Below are 19,356 nucleotides of genomic sequence, written 5' to 3'. Positions count from 1 at the left end.
AGACGGACAGCTCTTTTGAGGAGCTGTCCGTTTTTTAATCAAGTATGCTTTCAATAAGTGACATTAATTCAATCGGACTAAACGGCTTTGCCATAAAGTAATCTGCACCTTGCGCCATTGCCAGCTCTCGATCCGCTTCCTGGGCTTTAGCCGTCAGCATTAAAACAGGTGTTAGGATACCTTCCTTCCGAATCTCTTCCAACACTTCCATTCCTGTTAAATAGGGCATCATATAATCGAGGATTATTAAGTCATGTGTCTGTGCCCGAATAGTGTTCAACGCTTCTTGTCCATCTTCAGCTTCTGTAATATCGTAATCGTCTTCGAGCGTATCTACAATTAACATGCGCAAAATTTCTTCATCATCGGCTACTAAAATCTTTTTCAATTCAGCCCACCTCCATGTGGTTTATGTTGAGATACCTTTTCGTTTCATATCGCCCCAATGCTGCTTTTTGCGAAATGCGGCAAAAATACCTTGGATTCGCCAAATGACCATAAGTGGCCGATACCAAAACGTCTCCGTTAGCGCCCAGCCATATAACCGAACCAAATGAGAAACTTTTGGGTATTTATGAAGGGTCAATTCTTCCAAAAGAACGGCAAGCGCAGAAATAAGTGACCCGTAAAAAATAGTGACTAAAAACAGGATGCCGGCAATTTTCGGATCAATCAGTGAAAAAAAGAAGCCGCCGAAAATAATAAAATAACCGCAAAACTCAAAAATGGCTCCAAGCAATTCAACGAATAAAAAATAAGGCATCGACACCAACCCGATCGATCCATAGGAAGGATTGAGCATCATTTTTTTATGCGTCCAGAGCGTTTCAGACAGGCCGCGCTGCCAGCGGATTCGCTGAGAGCGCAACACCTCAAGGGATTCGGGTGCTTCGGTCCAGCAAACAGGGTCCGGTATGTATTCAATTCGCTGATTTGATTTTTCTTCTTTCAGCAATCTATGCAGACGGACAACAAGTTCCATGTCTTCACCAACTGTTTTTTTATTGTAGCCGCCGGCGCGGATGACCCGCTCTTTATGAAAAACACCGAAAGCACCGGAAACAATCAGCAAAATATTCAGCCGGCTTAGTGCCAGCCGGCCAATCAAAAAGGCGCGGAAATACTCAATAATCTGCATAAGAACAACCGGATGATTTGGAAGATTAATTGTTTCTACTTTACTTCTTGAAATGGTCGATCCGTTTGCAATCCGCACAGAGCCACCTGTCACAATAATCTGGCCATCTGATTCAATGATGGGCTTCATTGTTTTTAAAAGCGCATCATTTTCAAGGATTGAATCGCCGTCAATGGCACAAAAGTAAGGGTACGATGATAGATTAATGCCTGCATTCAGTGCATCTGCTTTTCCGCCATTGACCTTTTTGATAAGGCGGATATAAGGGAAGATAGACGATTGGTAAATGGCTTTAATTTCAGCAGTTTGCAAATAAGTCCGGACAGCATAGGGAGTCTCTGTCATTTGGAATTCCTCAATCATCCGAGCTGAAGTTTGATCCTTGGAGCCATCATCAATGACAATAATCTCTATTTCAGGGTATTCAAGGGCGAGCAGGGACCGCACTGTACTGACAACCCCCACTTCTTCGTTATAAGAAGGAACGAGAACAGAGACGGGAAATGTCCGGTCGTTTCCCGCTATGTCCTCTGTTGCTTCACGGGGATCTAATTCACTTTCCCGATACACTTTCCGAAAGGCGAGTAAAAAAAGAGCCATATAACTTAAGCTGGAAAACAGCATATAAGCAATAATTACATAAGAAAGAACAAGAAAAAATGAGTTCATTAATTGTCCCCTCCAGGTCGATAGATCCGCCACTGTGCAGCCATATCCCGTCCGTAACGATCAGGGTGGTTTTCGGACAAATGAGCAAGAATGACATCCCCATCTGAAAAATGGGTAAATGCCTCAGCAGCCGAATAACGGACCCACCAAACAGAATCTCCCAGCAGCGTGCTCAATATTTTTTTATAGCGGGAAAACTGCAAAATGCCAGCTATACGTGCAGCAAACATGCGCTCCGTCCAAATCGATGATTCAAAAAAGGGTACAAGCAAATCAGGATCTGACATATACTCCAGCCGGAAAAGAGTTTTGAGGGCTTGAATCCTCGTCTCAGCGTGAGAACTTTCCAGCTCTTTTTCAACAGCAGGGAGAAAAGATATAGCACCGGACTGCCCGATAAAGACAAGTGCCGCATATTTCAATGTTACATCTGGGCCGTCAAGAGCAGATTGGATTTCCTTCGGCGTACTTTCTTTATGCAGGCGGTTAAAGACGTCAACATATAGTCGGATCGACACGTTTGGAAACCGTCCTAACTCTTTGATGACCTTTGTTTCGTCTAGTGAAGCAAGCGTCCGAATGAGCTGCTGTGTTTCAACGTCTAGTGTATTGGCAGCAGTAAGCCGCTCAAATAAAACAGGAGACAGGGAAGTCATATGAAAGTCTTCAATATAATGCAGTATGTTTATTCGCTTCGCCCAATTGCGCTGGCCAAGTATTCGGCTGTAGGGTTCCGTTAAAAATTCTTCAGACAATTGTTTAACTAAAGGTGAAATATTCGCTTCTTTCGTAAACGCCACATAGCCGTTTAATAATCGTTCCAATACGACTTCCTGATGCTGGATCGTCCGGATGGCATATAGGAAGCGCACATCGGAAGGTTCAATAATATAAGAACTGAAAGATTCGGTTAAATGATTATACTGGCTTTCTATTTCCTCTTCATAGCGCTGCCGCTTTTTTTTGTGAATGACTAAATAGAAAAGAAGCGCGATTTGGAAAAGAAAAAGAAAAGCGATCATCAGAAGAAAAAAATAAATGGTCATTTAAACATCCTCTTTGTGAGGCGCTGAACCCGCGCGACGACTTCCTGAGGATGGAATGGTTTCACTATATAATCATCTGCGCCACTTTTTAACGCTAATACAATATCCGCTTCGTTTGTCCGCGCCGTCAGCATCGATATGACAATGTTGTCATCAGGGAATCGCTTGCGAACATTCGTCAGTACTTCGAGTCCGTCCATTTTTGGCATAATCCCATCGAGAAGAATCATATAATTTTCATCTGGCTTGTACCAATTAGATTCTAAAAAGGAGATGCCATCCGGATACTCATGGACTGCTACATCAATTTCATTCGGTTTCCAGCCTGAAAATTGTTTCCACAACATTTTTCGCACGAGCAAGTCGTCATCTACAATCATAATATTCAAATGGCGCTTTACATCACCGCTGTCGATTTCGTATATAATCGTCTGGTTCCGGCCATTCCGCTTTGCTTTATAAAGCGCCTGGTCCGCTTCATTTAAAACGGTGGCTTCATCAATACGATATTCAGACGCGCCGGCGGAAAACGTCACATGAAATGGATCAAAAGAAGGCACGTTAAAGGATATATCCGCCATTTTTGAACGGATCCGCTCTATTAAAATCACAGCCTCCTGCGGCGTTGTGTCAACCAGAATTAAAGCGAATTCTTCTCCACCATACCGAAAGAAATAATCGGTTTCCCGCTTCATTTTTAAAACAAGCGAGCTGAAGCTCCGCAGAACATTATCACCGGCAGGATGCCCATATTGATCGTTCACTTTTTTAAAGTAATCCAAATCGAGCATAACAAGCGTATAGGTGTACCGCTTTCGTTCCGCTAAAGCAGAAATTTGTGAAAGTGTCTGCGTGAATTGCCGTCGATTTCCAGCACCAGTTAATTCATCTGTCAAGGCTGATTGCCAAATCGCCAATTTGTGTTTCAGCCGGTTTAAAATGTAAGGGACAAAAACTGTCATATCAAGCGGCTTTGGAATAAAATCCATGGCACCCATTTCAAACGCACGTATTTGATTTTCAATTCTTCCATCCACGCTGATTAATGTAACAGGCACATACAGGCTCCGGGCAATATCACCGATTTGTGTTAAAATATCAAATCCATTCATATCCGGCAGCTGCACATCAACGATCACCATATGCGGCTGAAGGGTATAAAACAACTCCACGCCCCGCTTGCCGGTTAACGCAATGACAACTTGAACCCCGTTTTCTTCAAGCGTTTCTTTCATAAAGGAAGCAAACTCTACATCATCATCAATCATTAAAATAAAAGAGCTGTTTTCTTCAATTGAAACAGGGACTTCCTCGATCTGCTCTACTTCTAAAATAGCAGCCTCTTCTTCTCCACGAAAAAAGTTTCTCATCAACAAAATAAAGTTTTTTAACGAACGTACCGGAATTAAAGCACTGCTTGTTTCTGAAAGGTTTTCCAGCTGGGACGAACAAAAAGAAGACATATCATCCATTCCAATTGTGCCGGCAGTACCTTTTATTGTATGTAAAAAGCGGTACAAATCTCGTTCATGGATATGTTCCTGATCAAACCAGCTGGAAAATTCCTTTTCCATGCGCTTAGAAAGCATTGCCCGGTAATCATTTCGAGCCATGTTATGTCAATCCTTTCAAAAAAAGTGGAAAAGTTCTGTTTTCATTACTCGCAATTATACTATATATATCACTATATCGAACACATTGAATGTAAATCGTTTAAATAAATAAAAGAGTGGGAAAAGTTTTTAGAAATGAAATAGATAAACCAAAGGAGATGGAGATATGACGGCAATCGGCACGGCGTTAAGCGGATACGGATTTTCCGGTTCAACCTTTCATGCGCCTTTTTTGGAAGAAATGGACGAGTACAACCTCATCAGTGTTTTATCCTCTAATAAGGATAAAGTGAAAAAGAAATTGCCGGCAGTCGAGGTCGTTCAACGGATAGAAGACATAGCAGTGCGTTCGGATGTGGAACTTGTCGTAATAACAACACCGAGCAGCCTGCATTTTGATATAGCTAAAAAATTGCTTGAGGCAGGAAAACATGTCGTTGTCGAAAAGCCGATGGTGGCAACAATGAAGGAGGCAGAGGAGCTCACATCATGTGCGAAAGAGCATAATGTGATGCTGAGTGTCTATCAAAACCGCCGTTACGATGGAAATTTTTTAACTGTTAAAAAATTGATGGACGAGGGAACACTTGGTGATATTTATTTATATGAAGCGCATTATGATCGCTTTGAACCGGTTGTCACAACTGGTTGGCGTGAAGAGAATAAGCCCGCCTCAGGCATTCTCTATGATCTGGGAGCTCATTTAATTGACCAGGCAATATCATTGTTTGGTGTGCCGGACAGTGTAACCGCAGATATTCAAAGACAGCGGCCAAATGCGGTTGTCGATGACTATTTTCATATTATCCTGACGTATGGAATAAAAAGGGTTATTTTGCACAGCTGCATGATGGCATTTGAACAGGGGCCAAAATATAAAGTGCACGGCACCCTTGGCACGTTTATGAAAAAAGGAGAAGACCCGCAGGAAGATGAATTGTTAGAAGGCAAGCGGCCGGATGGGGCAGATTGGGGCATGGATCCGCTTCATCAGTATGGCACGCTGTACACAAGCAGCGGAAGCGAAAAAGTCGTCACGCTTCCAGGCGATTATCGACATTACTATCAAGATATTTACGAATGTATCCGTCACGGAAAGCCATGCCCGGTTACAGGGGAGGATGGAGTGAAGACGATTCGCATTATTGAGGCGGCACGCGCAAGCAGCCGGGAGAAGCGAACGATTCAGATTTAAGTAGAAAAGGGTGCCTCGTTTTTCAGAGACACCCTTTTTTATTCGCTTTTTGATTAAAGTGGACATCTTTTATTCGACATCATCTGTATGTAATTTGCGAAGAAAAAAGAAAGAATTCATGAACAGACATTTAAAATGTACAGCAATGTCAAAAAACAGCGCTTCTTGCTGTTTTTTGTTTGTGAAAAAAGAAGCAATCGTTTGCGTGGAAACTTCGAAAATCATTTTGTATATACAAGAAAAATAAATATTGATACAACAATGATGAAAGGCTTTACAAAAAACATGCAAACGATTTCTTAAAAAGTGTTGACGTTTTCATAAAAGCGGTGTTATATTATGTGCAGAAGTTGAAAACGGTTACCGCTTTCAACCTAAATCAAAGACTGCAAAGGGGTAGATGACATGTTTAAGAAAAAAGCATTTGTACTTTCATCCGCATTGTTTTTAGGTCTTGCTGGCTGTTCAACAGCTGAAGAAGAGAGTGGTTCTTCAAACGATTCAGGCAGCGGCAGCGGCGACAAAACGGTTGTTGATGTTTTCCAGTTTAAAGTAGAGTTTAAAGAGCAGTTTGAAGAGCTTGCAAAACAATATGAAGAAGAAAATCCAGATGTGGATATTAACGTAGAAACAGTCGGAGGCGGTAACGATTACGCTTCAGCTTTAAAAGCGAAATTCTCATCTGGTGATGAGCCGGCGATTTTTAACATTGGTGGTCCAACGGCTGTTGCAGAATACCGTGATCGTTTAACAGATTTGAGTGATACAGAAGCGGCTGGCGCAGCGCTTGAAGGAACACTTGACACCGTAACGGAAGGCGAAGAAGTATTAGGTCTTCCATTTAACCAGGAAGGTTACGGATTCGTTTACAATAAAACGGTTTTTGAAGAAGCGGGTGTTGATCCAGAATCAATTAAATCAATTGAAGATTTAACAAAAGCAGCCGAAACGATTGACAGCAAAAAGGACGAGCTTGGTCTTGACGGTGTCTTCGCAATGGCAGCTAAAGAAAAATGGGTAGACGGAAACCACGGTTCCAATGCCTTTACATCAGCTGACTTCAATGACAGCGCTTTAGAAGCTTTTAATTCAAAAGAGCTTCCATTTACAAAAGCGGATCAATTCAAAACGTATATTGATCTTCAAAACAAATATTCTGTGCAGCCAGTTGTAAGCCTTGACTACTCACAGCAAGTGGAAGAGTTATTCTCAACAGGCCGCGTAGCGATGATTCAGCAAGGAAACTGGGTATATCCAACTATCGAGCAAATGGATCCTGAGCTTGCCCAAAACGTAGGCATTATGCCAATTCCTGTTGATGGTGAAATGAAAATGCCTGTAGGTGTCCCGCAATACTGGACAGTTAATGCAAAAGCAGACGAAACAGAGCAAGAAGCAGCAAAAGCATTCTTAGACTGGATGTATACATCTGAAGAAGGAAAAGAAGCTGTCTTAACGCAATTCAAGTTTATCCCGGCTTACGATGGCTATGATACTGACAAAATCTCTGATCCACTATCTAAGACGATTTATGAATACGCACAAGAAGGCAATACACGCGGCTGGACATTCCTTGGCTATCCAACTGGATGGGGCGATGTGCTGGGTGCAAACTTGCAGAAATACCTTGCAGGCGAAGCGTCATGGGATGAAGCGATTCAAGCATCAAAAGATGAATGGGCGAAACTTGCCAAGTAATCAACGAGCCACCTGAAAACGAAAAAGATAACAGGCTCCATCACGCTGTTATCTTTTTCTTTACACAAATTCACCTGAAATGAGGTTTTACAGGCATGAGAAATAAAGATCTTTCCTTCTGGCTTTTTCTCGCACCCGTATTATTCGCTCTCGGAACCGTTGTTCTCATTCCCCTTTTATATGGCATTTATTATTCATTTACCGACTGGAATGGAGTCAGCTACACTCAGTTTCTCGGACTTGATAACTATGTAACTTTGTTAAAAGATGAAGGGTTCCGGGACGCACTTTGGTTTACCGTGAAATTCTCGGTTGCATCTGTTATTGTCATTAACATTTTAGGGCTTGCATTAGCAATGCTCGTCACATCAAAAATTAAATCACGCAACCTACTCCGGACGGTTTTCTTTATGCCGAACTTGATCGGTGGTTTGATTCTCGGATTTATCTGGCAGTTTATTTTTACAAAAGTGTTTGACTCAATCGGCCGCGCAACAGGCATTGAATGGATGCAGGGCTGGCTGTCTGATTCTGCAACAGGTTTCTGGGGCATGGTCATTCTTATGAGCTGGCAAATGGCGGGTTACATTATGGTTATTTACATCGCTTATTTGGAAAATGTACCAGGCGATTTGTTGGAAGCAGCGGAAATCGATGGTGCGAATCCATGGCAAAAATTCCGTAACATTACCTTCCCACTTGTAATGCCCGCATTCACTGTCAGCATGTTCTTGACGCTTTCCGGCGCATTCAAAATTTATGACCAAAACTTGTCACTCACAAATGGCGGTCCATTTAACTCAACGAAGATGGTTGCGATGGACATCGTTGATACAGCATTTAAATTTAATATGATGGCAACTGCACAGGCAAAAGCCGTTATCTTCTTTATCATCGTGGCTATTATTTCATTAACACAAGTCTACATTAACAAAAAACGGGAGGTGGAGATGTAATGGAAAAGAAAAAATCCAGACAGCGATTAATCATCGAGGTTTTAGGAATTCTCTTCGGTCTTCTCTGGCTCTCACCATTTTATTTAATGATTGTGAACGCCTTTAAAACAAAATTGGAAATTTTCCAAAATACATTAAAAGTTCCAACGGAATGGACATTTGATAATTTCACGCAGGCGTTTGAAGAACTTGCCTTCTTACAGACATTTATGAATTCACTGCTTATGTCTGTGGCTAGTATTGTCATTATCCTTTTTTTCTCGGCGATGGCAGCCTATGCATTGTCGCGTAATGGAAGCAAGCTGTCTGGAGCGATTTTCTTCCTCTTTGTTGCAGCGATGCTGATTCCGTTTCAATCCGTTATGATCCCGCTCGTTGCTCTGTTCGGGAAAGCGGATGCGCTGAATTTTTATGGATTAATATTTATGTATCTTGGATTTGGGTGCAGTTTGTCAATCTTCTTATATCACGGGGCATTAAAAGGGATTTCGAAGTCGCTTGATGAGGCTGCAACGATTGATGGGTGTAACCGGTTCCAGGTGTTTTGGTACATCATTTTGCCAATGCTGAAACCAATTTCGATTACTGTTGCGATATTGAATATCATCTGGATTTGGAATGATTACCTTCTGCCGTCACTTGTAATCAGCGGTGCTGGAACTGATACGATTCCATTGAAATTGTTCTTGTTCTTTGGTCAGTATACGAAACAATGGCATTTGGCGCTTGCGGGATTAACCATTTCGATTATCCCGGTAATCATCGCGTACTTGTTTGCCCAAAAACAAATCATTAAAGGAGTATCCGATGGCGCGGTAAAATAAAAAAATGGTACTATAAACAAGAAAAGGGAGGAACCGGTCATGACTGTAACAATTAAAGATGTCGCAAAAAGGGCACAGGTTGCACCGTCGACCGTCTCTCGTGTCATTGCCGACCATCCAAAAATTACACAGGAAACAAAAGAAAAAGTAAGAAAAGTTATGCAGGAACTTGGCTATCATCCGAACTTGCTGGCTAGAAAGCTTGTCACACAGTCCTCACAGACCATCGGCATTATCCGAAAAACGTCATCAAAGCATTCGCTTTCTGATCCGTTTTTTCCGGCAGCGCTTCAAGGGATGAGTGATTTGCTGCACCAGAAAGAGTACAGCATTTTACTGACGAGCGGCGAGTCGGATGAAGAGATTTACCGTGAAGTCGTAAATATGGTGCAGGGAAAAAGTGTCGATGGCATGATTATGCTTTATTCACAGGATGATGACCCGGTATTGCGTCTGCTTTTAGAACGAAACTTTCCATTTGTCATGATCGGCAAACCGACAGATCATATGGATAAAGTCATGTATGTGGATAATGATAATGTAAAGGCGGCCCGTGATATTACGGAGTACTTAATCCGCGCAGGACACGAGCATATTGCATACGCTGGGGGCGATCCGAGGTTTGAAGTGCACAAAGATCGTGAACATGGATATAAACAGGCGTTAAAGCGTGCGAATATTCAGTCGGAATTTATGTTTAGACAAGAAACCTCAAAAGAAAACGCTAGAGAAATAATTAAAAAAATCTTTGATTTAAATCCACGGCCAACAGCAATTGTCACAACAGACGAATTAGCAGCAATGAGCATATTGTCAGCACTATATGAACAAAAGCTGCGAGTGCCTGATGATATGGCGGTCACAGCGTTTACAGATTCGATGCTGTCTGAATTATCAAGTCCGCCGATGACAACGGTTAATATCAACCCGTTTCAACTTGGTTTTGAAGCTGCGAAAACGTTAATTGATCTTTTGGAAAATCCAAGCATGATGAAGCGGAATATTTTGGTCCCAACATCGATTGTTGTACGGGAATCATGCAAAAAAATAAAAGAAAATGAGGCGATCAGATGAATATTACAGTATGGAACGAATTCCGTCATGAAAAGAAAAATGAAACAGTGAAAGAGATTTATCCGAATGGCATTCATGAAGTGATCGCCGATTTTCTTCAAGAAGAAGGCCGGACTGTTAAAACAGCGACATTGGATGAAGCAGAACATGGGTTGACGGATGACGTATTAAATAATACAGATGTACTTCTCTGGTGGGGACACGTGGCTCATGAAGAAGTCGACGATGAGATTGTGAAAAAAGTACAGCAACGCGTGCTGGATGGAATGGGATTGATTGTTCTTCATTCCGGTCATTTTTCGAAAATCTTTAAAACTTTAATGGGTACGTCGTGTGATTTAAAATGGCGCGAAGCAGGCGAAAAAGAACGCCTTTGGGTCATTGACCCGGCGCATCCTATTGCAGAAGGCATCGGTGAATATTTTGAACTAGAGCATGAAGAAATGTACGGTGAGCACTTTGATATTCCGGCACCGGACGAGCTTGTCTTTATGAGCTGGTTTGAAGGAGGCGAAGTATTCCGCAGCGGCGTGACCTACAAGCGCGGCAATGGCAAAATCTTTTATTTCCGCCCTGGACATGAAACACACCCTACATATTATAACGAAAACGTCCAAAAAGTAATTCAAAACGCAGTAAAATGGGCCGCGCCTGTGAAACGGGAGCGTCCTGTTTACGGAAATGCACAACCAATTGAAACGATAAAAGGAGAATAAATAAAATGGTAAGAATTAAAGTAGGCATTATTGGCTGTGGAAGCATTGCAAAACACCGTCACATTCCTGAATATGCAATGAACGAAAATGTTGAAATCGTCGCTTTTTGCGATATTATTGCAGCGCGTGCACATGCTTTTGCGGATCAATACAACGCGAAAGCGTATGTGGATTACAATGAACTTTTAGAAAATGAAGAGATCGATGCAGTGAGTGTATGCACACCGAACTCTCTTCATGCGCCGGTGTCCATTGCCGCACTGAAAGCGGGCAAACATGTTCTGTGCGAGAAACCAATGGCCACATCAAGTGAAGAAGCAGAAGCAATGATCGCAGCGGCGGAGGAGAACGGAAAAAAATTAATGATCGGGCACAACCAGCGTTTTGTCCCGTCACATGCAAAAGCTCGCAGCATCATTGAAAGCGGCGAACTCGGCAAAATATACAGCTTCCGCACGGCATTCGGTCACAGCGGGCCGGAAAATTGGAGTGCAGATGGCGAGCATAGCTGGTTCTTTGATAAAGAACAAGCATTTATTGGCGCGATGGGTGACCTCGGCGTTCATAAAACGGATTTGCTCCGCTATTTAATTGGTGAAGAATTTGTGGAGGCAGCAGCATTTGTTGAAACATCGGCTAAACAAAATTCCACAGTAGATGACAATGCCGTATGCATCTTAAAATCAGAAAGCGGCATTATCGGTACGCTGGCTGCAAGCTGGTCATACAACGGCGGCGAAGACAATTCAACTGTCTTTTATGCGGAAAAAGGCATAATGCGTTTAGAAGATGACCCGGATTATTCGCTTATTATCGATTACAAAAACGGCAACAGCGAGCGCCACAGCTTAGGGACGATCCAGTCGAACGAAGAAGGCCAGCAAACAGATACACACGTTGTGGAACATTTTATTAACAGTATTGTAGAAGACAAAACCCCGCCTGTATGCGGAAATGAAGGCAAAAAATCACTCGAAGTTATTTTAGCGGCACTGGAGTCAAGCGCAGGAAAACAAATCGTCCGTATTTAATCAAAGAGGTGACCAGCATGACAAAACTGAGAATCGGCGTTTTAGGCACAGGCGGCATTGCGACGGAGCGGCATATTCCCGCTTTTAAGCACGTAAAAGAAGCAGAAATTACAGCTGTTATGGATGTAAATGCGGAGCGGGCAAAGGAAACAGCCGAAAAATTTGGCATCAAGCATGTTTGCAAGAGTCTTGACGACATGCTTGGGAAAATTGATGCTCTTTTAATTACCACGCCGAATAAATTTCATGCACCTGCTGCTGTGCAGGCATTAAATGCCGGTGTTCACGTCATGTGTGAAAAACCAATGGCATTGAATACAAAAGAATGCGAAGAAATGGTGGCAGCCGCTGAAAAGTCTGGCAAGGTACTGCTGATTGCTTATCACTGGCGGTTTATGAAAGAATCACGGGCGGCAAAGCGCTTGATTGACAGTGGGGAAATTGGCCAGCCGCTTGTTATTCGGATTAAATCCATGCGGCGCCGAAAGGTACCAGGCTGGGGCGTGTTTACAAATCGTGACCTGCAAGGCGGCGGCGCTCTTATTGACTACGGCTGCCACCTTCTGGATTTAGCGATGTGGCTGACTGGCAGCCCGAAACCATATGAAGTAAGCGGCACAACCTTTAACCATTTAAGCATGCAAAAAGATATGGTCAATGAATGGGGCACGATTAACCCATCGACATTTGAAGTGGAAGACCACGCAACAGCATTCATCCGGCTTGAAAACGGAGCTGTTGTGATGCTTGAAACGTCTTGGGCGGCGAACATTCCAAAAGATGAAGAAACAATCAGCATTTCCGGTACAAAAGGGGGCATTGAGGTATTTCCACTTCGTGTGAATAAAGCGGAGAACGGCGTCCTGATCAACTCTGATATTGCATGGATTCCCGAAGAAAAACCATTTGCGATCCTGCAGGCGGAGCATTTTGTTTCCTGCTGTTTTGGGGAAAGCACGCCGATGTCAAGTCCCGAAGAATCAATGTATGTATCAAGCATTATTGAATCAGTCTATGAAAGTGCTAAAATTGGAAATAGCGTTAGAATTAGATAAAAAGGAGCGATTCATTTGAAATTAGGTGTATTTACTGTTCTTTTCTCCAACAAATCGTTTGAAGAGATGCTGGATCATGTAAAGGCATCCGGCTTGGACGCCGTTGAAATTGGTACAGGCTGTTATCCGGGCAATGCACATTGTCCACTTGATGAATTGCTCGAAGATGAAAAAAAGCGGGCAGACTATCTTGAAGCAGTGACATCACGGGGACTCTCGATCAGTGCATTCAGCTGCCATGGCAATCCACTTACACCGAATAAAGCATTCGCGGAAGAATCTGATTCGGTGCTCCGCAAAACAATTAAACTGGCTTCTCTTTTAAACGTACCGGTTGTAAATTGCTTTTCCGGCACAGCGGGTGATTCAGACGACGCGAAGCAGCCGAACTGGCCGGTTGTTCCATGGCCGGCAGAATACGGGGACATACTTGCATGGCAGTGGGAAAACAAATTGATTCCATACTGGAAAGAAATTGGTGAGCTTGCAAAAAGCCATAACGTAAAAATCGGTTTGGAGCTGCATGGCGGTTTCCTCGTACATACACCATACACGATGCTGAAGCTTCGCGAAGAAACATGTGATGCCATCGGCGCAAACCTTGATCCGAGCCATATGTGGTGGCAGGGCATTGATCCGATTGCCGCGATTAAAATTCTCGGCAAGGCCGGTGCAATTCACCATTTCCATGCAAAAGACACATACATTGATCAGGACAATGTGAATATGTACGGCTTGACGGACATGCAGCCATACGGAAACGTACAGTCACGCGCGTGGACATTCCGCAGTGTCGGCTGCGGACACAGTCTGCAGGAATGGTCAGACATGATGAGTGCACTCCGTATGTACAATTATGACTACGTTGTCAGTATTGAGCATGAAGATGCGATCATGTCGATCGACGAAGGCTTCGGCCGCGCGGTTAAAAATTTAAACGATGTCCTTATCCGTGATTCTGCGGGCGAGATGTGGTGGGCTTAAAAAGAGAAGGGTTCTTGTCTCATGAAAGTTGAGGCAGGAACTTTTTTTATTCCGATGGTAAACGCTTGCAAAAGGGATTGAAAAAAGATAAAATAGCCCTATAAATGTAATCGATTACATTTAAAGGAGAAGAAAATGGCTAAAATGAGTGATGTGGCAGAACTTGCCGGCGTTTCAACTGCCACTGTTTCAAGAGTGCTGCGAAGTCCGGAAGCGGTAAAAGAAGCGACACAAAAAAAGGTATACGATGCGATCCGACAGCTTGATTATCAGCCAAACATGCTTGCCCGGAATTTACGCATCAATAAAACCGGTACACTGCTCGTTGTCGCACCCGATTTAAATAACCTCGTCTTTTCGGAGATGATTGCCGGAATTGATGAAGAGGCAGGAAAATGCGGCTATCAGGTGCTACTTGGCAACACACATGGAGATGCAAAAAAAATAGAAGGCTACATTGATCAGCTAAAGCAAAAGCAAGTGGATGGGCTCATTCTTCTTTCTGTTGAGCTGGATGAAAAAGTCTGGCAGGATATTACCGACCATTATCCGATCGTCATCGCATCTGACTACGTGGAAGCGATTCAGGTGCCGACGATTTCCATTGATAATGTTGCTTGCGGAAAGCAGATAACGAACCATTTTATTCAAATGGGGCATTCGAAAATCGGCTTTATCGGTGGCAGGCTGCAGGCATCCGTCAGCCGCGACCGTTTAAATGGATACAAGCAGGCATTAGTAGAAGCTAAAATAGCGATTCAAGATTTATGGATTGAACAAGGTGATTACTCTATTTTATCCGGTTATAATCTTTGTTTAAAAATGATGAATGGACCAAATACGCCAACTGCCATTTTTTGTGGAAGTGATGAAATGGCGTTTGGGGCGATCAAGGCGTTAAGAGAAAAGGGGTATCGTGTACCGGAGGATGTAGCGGTAGCGGGTTTTGATGACATTAAGTTTGCCGCTGTGATGAACCCGGCGCTTACAACGATTGCTCAGCCGCTCCAAAAAATGGGACAAAAAGCAATGGAAGTGCTGTATCAGCTAATCAATGGACAAGTGCCTGTTCAGAAGCAGTATATTATTGAATGTGAATTTAAAATTAGAGAATCGTGCGGGTATCATTTAAAATGAACCGCATTTATTCATATAATGTAATCGATTACAAAAAAGGGGGATAAAAAATGAAAACCATTCCAGTTGCTGTACAACTATTTACATTGCGTGAGGAAAGCGAAAAAGATTTTGCCGGCACTTTAAAAAAAGTGGCAGAGCTTGGTTATGCTGGGGTTGAGTTTGCAGGATTCTGTGGATTAAGTGCATCAGAGGTAAAAGCACTGCTTGACGAATATGGATTAAAAGCAGCGTCAAGTCACATTTCGCTTGACCAAATAAAAAATAATCTCCCTCAGGTCATCGAAGAACAAAAAGTAATTGGCAGCCGTTATATTGTTTGTCCATACCTGCTTCCTGAACAACGCAATGAAGCCGATTATCAAGCACTTCTTTTGATCTTAAAAGAAGCGGAGGAAGAGTGCCAAAAAGAGGGGATTACACTTTGCTATCATAATCATGATTTTGAATTGGAAAAGCTGGCAGACGGCCGGACGGCACTTCAAACGATTTTAGACGAAACAAAAACGGCGGCTGAATTTGATATTTACTGGCTGACAAAAGCTGGCGAACAGCCTGTTGATTGGATCAAGCGTTACGCGGGCCGTACACCACTTATTCATTTAAAGGACATGACAACAGACAATGAACAATTTTTTGCAGAGCTTGGGACGGGTGGCGTAAATCTTGAAGCAGTGTTTGAAGCAGCGGAGGGCACGAATGTGGAATGGTGGATTGTCGAGCAGGATATGACAAAACGTACACCATTTGAAAGCATTGAAATAAGCTTGAATTATTTAAAAACAAAAATGCCGCATTTGGCCGGCAAGTAAGGAGGAATCCAATCTTGTTAAACGTTGGATTAATCGGCTGCGGGAATATAAGCGGTATTTACTTGGAGAATAGCCGTTATTACGAATCTTTTACTATTATTGCTTGTGCGGATCTTGACAGAACCAAAGCGGAGGAAGCAGGCGTGAAATATAGTGTGCCGCATGTAATGGACGTTGATGAATTAATAGCATTACCAGACATTGACATTGTCTTGGATTTAACAGTGCCGCATGCACACGCCGATATAGCGGTCCGGGCAATTGAACAGAAAAAACATGTGTATTCGGAAAAACCGCTGGCTATTACAATTGAAGATGGCAAACGGATTGTGGAAAAAGCGACGGAATATGGCGTCATGGCCGGTTCTGCTCCCGATACCTTTTTAGGCGGCAGCATCCAACTTGCCGGACAGATGATTGAAGATGGGGTAATTGGCAAAATTGTCGGTGCGACTGCTTTTATGATGTCAAGGGGACCGGAATCATGGCACCCGAATCCCGAGTTTTTCTATCATATTGGGGGCGGGCCGATGTATGATATGGGTCCGTATTATTTAACAGCGCTTGTAAGCCTGCTCGGTCCGGTAAAGCGCCTGACCGGATCAGCCCGCATTACCTATCCTGAACGAACCATTACGAGTGAACCGAAATATGGTGAGAAAATTGTCGTGCAGGTGCCAACGCATGTAACCGGTATTTTGGATTTTGAGCAGGGTGCCACGGCAACTATTACAACGAGCTTTGACATTGCAGCCGCCCGTACGCCCTTTATTGAAATTTACGGAGAAGAAGGCACGATCAGCCTGCCAGACCCAAACCACTTTCATTTGCCAGTGCTTATTAAAAAGAATGGAGAAGAGGAGTGGGAGGAAATAAAACCGAAAACAGATTTACCTGAAAATGCGCGGGGCATCGGCCTTGCCGACATGGCGGCAGCGATTGAATCAGGTAAATCGCCGCGTGCGAATGGTGATTTGGCATATCATGTGCTTGAAATCATGCACGGCATTCATCACTCATCTAATCATGGAAAGCATTACGAAATGGAAAGCACATGTGAAAAACCGAGATTATTAGAAAAGCAGGCCGACTTTAATAAGCAGAAATAATTTAAAAATGAAGGAGCCGCCTGCAGGTATAGGTGGCTCCTTTTTGCAGGTATTAGGTATTATCCACAAAAAATACTAACATGTATACTGACCTATTCCGAAGAGTTGTGATAATCTTGGGCTGAACAAAGTCGTCGGTGAACATTTACTTTGAAATAAAGGGGAGAAAGATGAATGAATTATTATAAAGCAGTGGTTGTCGGCTGCGGCGGCATGGCGAATACATGGATTGATTATATAGAAGCACGTGAAGATGCGGACATCATTGCGCTCGTGGATGTGAATGCAGAAGCGGCGCAATCAATGGCTGAACGACGGCGGCTAAACGTGCCTTGTTATACCGATTTATCAGAAGCGCTGGCAGACACAGGAGGAAACCTGGTGATTGACGTCACCATCCCGGCTGCGCATAAACAAGTTGTCACAACCGCGTTAAAGTCAGGGTATCATGTGATGGGGGAAAAGCCGCTTGCTGAAACACTTCAGGATGGAAAAGAAGTTGTTCAAACCGCAGAGAAAACCGGAAAGAATTATTCTGTGATGCAAAACCGCCGGTATACGAAGCACATTCGAACATTGCAGCAGCTTTTAATTGAAAATAAAATCGGACAAGTGGGTTCCATTCATGCCGACTTTTTTATTGGCCCTCATTTCGGTGGATTCCGTGAAAAAATGGACAGTCCACTGCTTATCGATATGTCCATTCATACGTTTGATCAGGCGCGATTTTTAACGGGAGCAGACGCGGTGTCTGTCTATTGCCATGAGTATAATCCACCGGGGTCCTGGTACGAGGGAAATGCATCAGCTGTCTGCATTTTTGAAATGAGTAATGGGTCTATTTTTTCATATCGTGGTTCATGGTGCGCGGAGGGACACAAAACATCCTGGGATGCAGATTGGCGGATCACAGGAACAAACGGAAGTGCGATATGGGACGGGGAAGGACCACCGGTTTTCGAAATAAAAGATCCTTCAAAGCCATCAGAATTTATTCATCCGGTTCGGACGGAAACAGCCGGCACTCTTTGGACAGGTCAGGAGGGACATGCAGGCTGTCTTGACGAGATGTTTGCGGCGCTTAAAGAAAATCGATTAGCAGAAACGGACTGTCGAGATAATATTAAAAGCATGGAAATGGTGTTTGGCGCTCTTGAAAGTGTCAAAACCGGCAAAAAAGTAACACTTTCTCTCTAAAAAGAAAAAGCTTGTTTCTAGTACAGGAGCTTTTTTCTTAAATTCGGTATACTAATAAGGAAGAATTGTAAATATCATCTGCACGGGGCAGGTGCCATTTGCGTGTTGAAAAGAGGCAGCAGAAATGAATAACATCGAAGCAATATATGAAAGAGCTGTGATTACCGAGAAACCTGAGCCTGATGAAAAACGCCTTCATTATTACGATAAAGGACAGAATCGCTATATTTCGATTCCGAAAGAAGATGTAAGTGATAAAGAGCAGCAGCTTCTTTCCCATTTTTTCGTCTTAATCGAACGGGAGCAGGGAATGAGCCAGCTTTCTGCCGTAGAACAGGCGTGGTGGGATTTCCTCATGCACGGTACAGAGTGCCCGGCGGTGAAATCAGAACGAGTCCGATTTTTATATGTTAAGCTGTCAGAGAACGACCGCAGCGGTTTTTTTGAAGCGGTTGATACATATTTTGATCATACACTTCTTGTTGTGTGGACGAGAGAAAAAGAGTGCATTTTAATAGAGGAAGAAACGGATTACCCGATTGGAAAAGAAGATGCACAAACGTTTTTGGACGTTCTGGCTGGTGACTTTTACATAGCAGGCCGGTTGTTTGCCGGACGTTTTTCAAATGCCGCCGATTCATTGAGAGCTGTCTATGAGAATGAAACAGAAGCGGCTCGTAAAGCAGCGCTGTTTATTCCGGAGCAGCGGGTGACCACCATTGAAATGGTCGTCCCGCATTTATTTTTAGCGCAAAGCGGTGAAGAACTGTCCCGGTTCTTTACAGGAGAACAGGAATTGTTTAATAAGGACGATGATTTGAGAAATACTCTCCAGCTGTTTATTCAAAATAACTTAAATGTGAGCCAGACTGCTAAGCAGCTTCATCTGCACCGCAACAGTCTTCAATACCGGATTGATAAATTTATTGACCGGACCGGTATCGATGTCCGTTCATATGAAGGGGCACTGATTGTTTATATGATTTGTTTAATGAGTTCGAAAAAGTGACAATCTGCACAAGGAGAAGGGGCAATCTTTGTGCACCATGTCCATTTCTATTTAACTTGTAAGCGAATACAATTAAAATAAGAAAACGGTTGC

The 19,356-nt window shown here is 43.2% G+C and carries 18 protein-coding genes; 14 read left to right on the top strand and 4 right to left on the bottom strand.

What is annotated here, in order from left to right:
- Positions 1-34 precede the first annotated feature (34 nt).
- The 4 genes from BA724_RS01185 to BA724_RS01170 are packed head-to-tail and all read right to left on the bottom strand — an operon-like array spanning position 35 to position 4,466.
- Positions 35-388, bottom strand: a complete 354-nt coding sequence (locus BA724_RS01185; RefSeq protein WP_069936866.1) for a response regulator transcription factor — start codon at positions 386-388, stop codon at positions 35-37.
- Between the two features lie 21 nt (positions 389-409).
- Positions 410-1,807, bottom strand: coding sequence for a glycosyltransferase family 2 protein (locus BA724_RS01180; RefSeq protein WP_069936865.1), 1,398 nt, complete (start codon positions 1,805-1,807; stop codon positions 410-412).
- Complete coding sequence (locus tag BA724_RS01175; protein ID WP_069936864.1) at positions 1,807-2,853, bottom strand: HEAT repeat domain-containing protein; 1,047 nt, start codon at positions 2,851-2,853, stop codon at positions 1,807-1,809. Before BA724_RS01175 ends, BA724_RS01180 begins: the two co-directional genes overlap by 1 nt.
- Positions 2,850-4,466: a GGDEF domain-containing response regulator gene (locus tag BA724_RS01170; protein ID WP_069936863.1), complete on the bottom strand. Its 1,617-nt coding sequence runs from the start codon at positions 4,464-4,466 to the stop codon at positions 2,850-2,852. Before BA724_RS01170 ends, BA724_RS01175 begins: the two co-directional genes overlap by 4 nt.
- Positions 4,467-4,632: 166 nt before the next feature.
- On the opposite strand from BA724_RS01170, the gene BA724_RS01165 reads away from it, so the two are divergent.
- The 14 genes from BA724_RS01165 to BA724_RS01100 all read left to right on the top strand — a co-directional run bounded on the left by BA724_RS01165 (position 4,633) and on the right by BA724_RS01100 (position 19,263).
- Positions 4,633-5,661, top strand: coding sequence for an oxidoreductase (locus BA724_RS01165; RefSeq protein ID WP_069936862.1), 1,029 nt, complete (start codon positions 4,633-4,635; stop codon positions 5,659-5,661).
- 405 nt (positions 5,662-6,066) lie between these two features.
- On the top strand, positions 6,067-7,359 hold the full coding sequence (locus tag BA724_RS01160; protein WP_069936861.1) for an ABC transporter substrate-binding protein: 1,293 nt from the start codon (positions 6,067-6,069) through the stop codon (positions 7,357-7,359).
- 95 nt (positions 7,360-7,454) lie between these two features.
- On the top strand, positions 7,455-8,315 hold the full coding sequence (locus tag BA724_RS01155; RefSeq protein ID WP_069936860.1) for a carbohydrate ABC transporter permease: 861 nt from the start codon (positions 7,455-7,457) through the stop codon (positions 8,313-8,315).
- The gene (locus BA724_RS01150; protein WP_069936859.1) at positions 8,315-9,139 is read left to right on the top strand and encodes a carbohydrate ABC transporter permease; all 825 of its coding nucleotides are present in this window, start codon (positions 8,315-8,317) and stop codon (positions 9,137-9,139) included. Before BA724_RS01155 ends, BA724_RS01150 begins: the two co-directional genes overlap by 1 nt.
- 39 nt (positions 9,140-9,178) lie before the next feature.
- Positions 9,179-10,213 carry a LacI family DNA-binding transcriptional regulator gene (locus tag BA724_RS01145; RefSeq protein ID WP_069936858.1) on the top strand — a complete coding sequence of 345 codons (1,035 nt, stop codon included), beginning with the start codon at positions 9,179-9,181 and terminating at the stop codon, positions 10,211-10,213.
- Positions 10,210-10,929, top strand: a complete 720-nt coding sequence (locus BA724_RS01140; protein ID WP_069936857.1) for a ThuA domain-containing protein — start codon at positions 10,210-10,212, stop codon at positions 10,927-10,929. Before BA724_RS01145 ends, BA724_RS01140 begins: the two co-directional genes overlap by 4 nt.
- Positions 10,930-10,934: 5 nt before the next feature.
- On the top strand, positions 10,935-11,960 hold the full coding sequence (locus tag BA724_RS01135; protein ID WP_069936856.1) for a Gfo/Idh/MocA family protein: 1,026 nt from the start codon (positions 10,935-10,937) through the stop codon (positions 11,958-11,960).
- A 17-nt stretch (positions 11,961-11,977) separates the two neighbouring features.
- Positions 11,978-13,015, top strand: coding sequence for a Gfo/Idh/MocA family protein (locus BA724_RS01130; protein WP_069936855.1), 1,038 nt, complete (start codon positions 11,978-11,980; stop codon positions 13,013-13,015).
- Positions 13,016-13,030: 15 nt separating this feature from the next.
- A complete protein-coding gene (locus BA724_RS01125; RefSeq protein ID WP_069936854.1) occupies positions 13,031-13,999 on the top strand; it encodes a sugar phosphate isomerase/epimerase family protein in 969 nt (322 codons plus the stop codon).
- A 135-nt stretch (positions 14,000-14,134) separates the two neighbouring features.
- Positions 14,135-15,136 carry a LacI family DNA-binding transcriptional regulator gene (locus BA724_RS01120; RefSeq protein ID WP_069936853.1) on the top strand — a complete coding sequence of 334 codons (1,002 nt, stop codon included), beginning with the start codon at positions 14,135-14,137 and terminating at the stop codon, positions 15,134-15,136.
- Positions 15,137-15,186: 50 nt separating this feature from the next.
- Entirely contained in the window at positions 15,187-15,948 is a 762-nt protein-coding gene (locus BA724_RS01115; protein ID WP_069936852.1) for a sugar phosphate isomerase/epimerase family protein, read from the top strand.
- A gap of 14 nt (positions 15,949-15,962) precedes the next feature.
- Positions 15,963-17,057 carry a Gfo/Idh/MocA family protein gene (locus BA724_RS01110; RefSeq protein WP_342669979.1) on the top strand — a complete coding sequence of 365 codons (1,095 nt, stop codon included), beginning with the start codon at positions 15,963-15,965 and terminating at the stop codon, positions 17,055-17,057.
- Positions 17,058-17,231: 174 nt separating this feature from the next.
- On the top strand, positions 17,232-18,254 hold the full coding sequence (locus tag BA724_RS01105) for a Gfo/Idh/MocA family protein (protein WP_069936850.1): 1,023 nt from the start codon (positions 17,232-17,234) through the stop codon (positions 18,252-18,254).
- 124 nt (positions 18,255-18,378) lie between these two features.
- The gene (locus BA724_RS01100; RefSeq protein WP_069936849.1) at positions 18,379-19,263 is read left to right on the top strand and encodes a PucR family transcriptional regulator; all 885 of its coding nucleotides are present in this window, start codon (positions 18,379-18,381) and stop codon (positions 19,261-19,263) included.
- Positions 19,264-19,356 lie beyond the last annotated feature (93 nt).

The organism is Domibacillus iocasae (genome assembly GCF_001750285.1).
GTDB lineage: Bacteria > Bacillota > Bacilli > Bacillales > Domibacillaceae > Domibacillus > Domibacillus iocasae.
The sequence above is the reverse complement of the archived record's forward strand: the minus strand, read 5'-3'. Positions and strand labels throughout refer to the sequence as shown.

What these genes read in the sequence shown, in the direction of transcription:
- BA724_RS01145 (WP_069936858.1), top strand. Translation starts at nt 9,179, where the DNA reads ATGACTGTAACAATTAAAGATGTCGCAAAAAGGGCACAGGTTGCACCG.
- BA724_RS01180 (WP_069936865.1), bottom strand. Translation starts at nt 1,807, where the DNA reads ATGAACTCATTTTTTCTTGTTCTTTCTTATGTAATTATTGCTTATATG.
- BA724_RS01165 (WP_069936862.1), top strand. Translation starts at nt 4,633, where the DNA reads ATGACGGCAATCGGCACGGCGTTAAGCGGATACGGATTTTCCGGTTCA.
- BA724_RS01150 (WP_069936859.1), top strand. Translation starts at nt 8,315, where the DNA reads ATGGAAAAGAAAAAATCCAGACAGCGATTAATCATCGAGGTTTTAGGA.
- BA724_RS01130 (WP_069936855.1), top strand. Translation starts at nt 11,978, where the DNA reads ATGACAAAACTGAGAATCGGCGTTTTAGGCACAGGCGGCATTGCGACG.
- BA724_RS01160 (WP_069936861.1), top strand. Translation starts at nt 6,067, where the DNA reads ATGTTTAAGAAAAAAGCATTTGTACTTTCATCCGCATTGTTTTTAGGT.
- BA724_RS01100 (WP_069936849.1), top strand. Translation starts at nt 18,379, where the DNA reads ATGAATAACATCGAAGCAATATATGAAAGAGCTGTGATTACCGAGAAA.
- BA724_RS01170 (WP_069936863.1), bottom strand. Translation starts at nt 4,466, where the DNA reads ATGGCTCGAAATGATTACCGGGCAATGCTTTCTAAGCGCATGGAAAAG.
- BA724_RS01105 (WP_069936850.1), top strand. Translation starts at nt 17,232, where the DNA reads ATGAATTATTATAAAGCAGTGGTTGTCGGCTGCGGCGGCATGGCGAAT.
- BA724_RS01175 (WP_069936864.1), bottom strand. Translation starts at nt 2,853, where the DNA reads ATGACCATTTATTTTTTTCTTCTGATGATCGCTTTTCTTTTTCTTTTC.
- BA724_RS01120 (WP_069936853.1), top strand. Translation starts at nt 14,135, where the DNA reads ATGGCTAAAATGAGTGATGTGGCAGAACTTGCCGGCGTTTCAACTGCC.
- BA724_RS01135 (WP_069936856.1), top strand. Translation starts at nt 10,935, where the DNA reads ATGGTAAGAATTAAAGTAGGCATTATTGGCTGTGGAAGCATTGCAAAA.
- BA724_RS01140 (WP_069936857.1), top strand. Translation starts at nt 10,210, where the DNA reads ATGAATATTACAGTATGGAACGAATTCCGTCATGAAAAGAAAAATGAA.
- BA724_RS01155 (WP_069936860.1), top strand. Translation starts at nt 7,455, where the DNA reads ATGAGAAATAAAGATCTTTCCTTCTGGCTTTTTCTCGCACCCGTATTA.
- BA724_RS01115 (WP_069936852.1), top strand. Translation starts at nt 15,187, where the DNA reads ATGAAAACCATTCCAGTTGCTGTACAACTATTTACATTGCGTGAGGAA.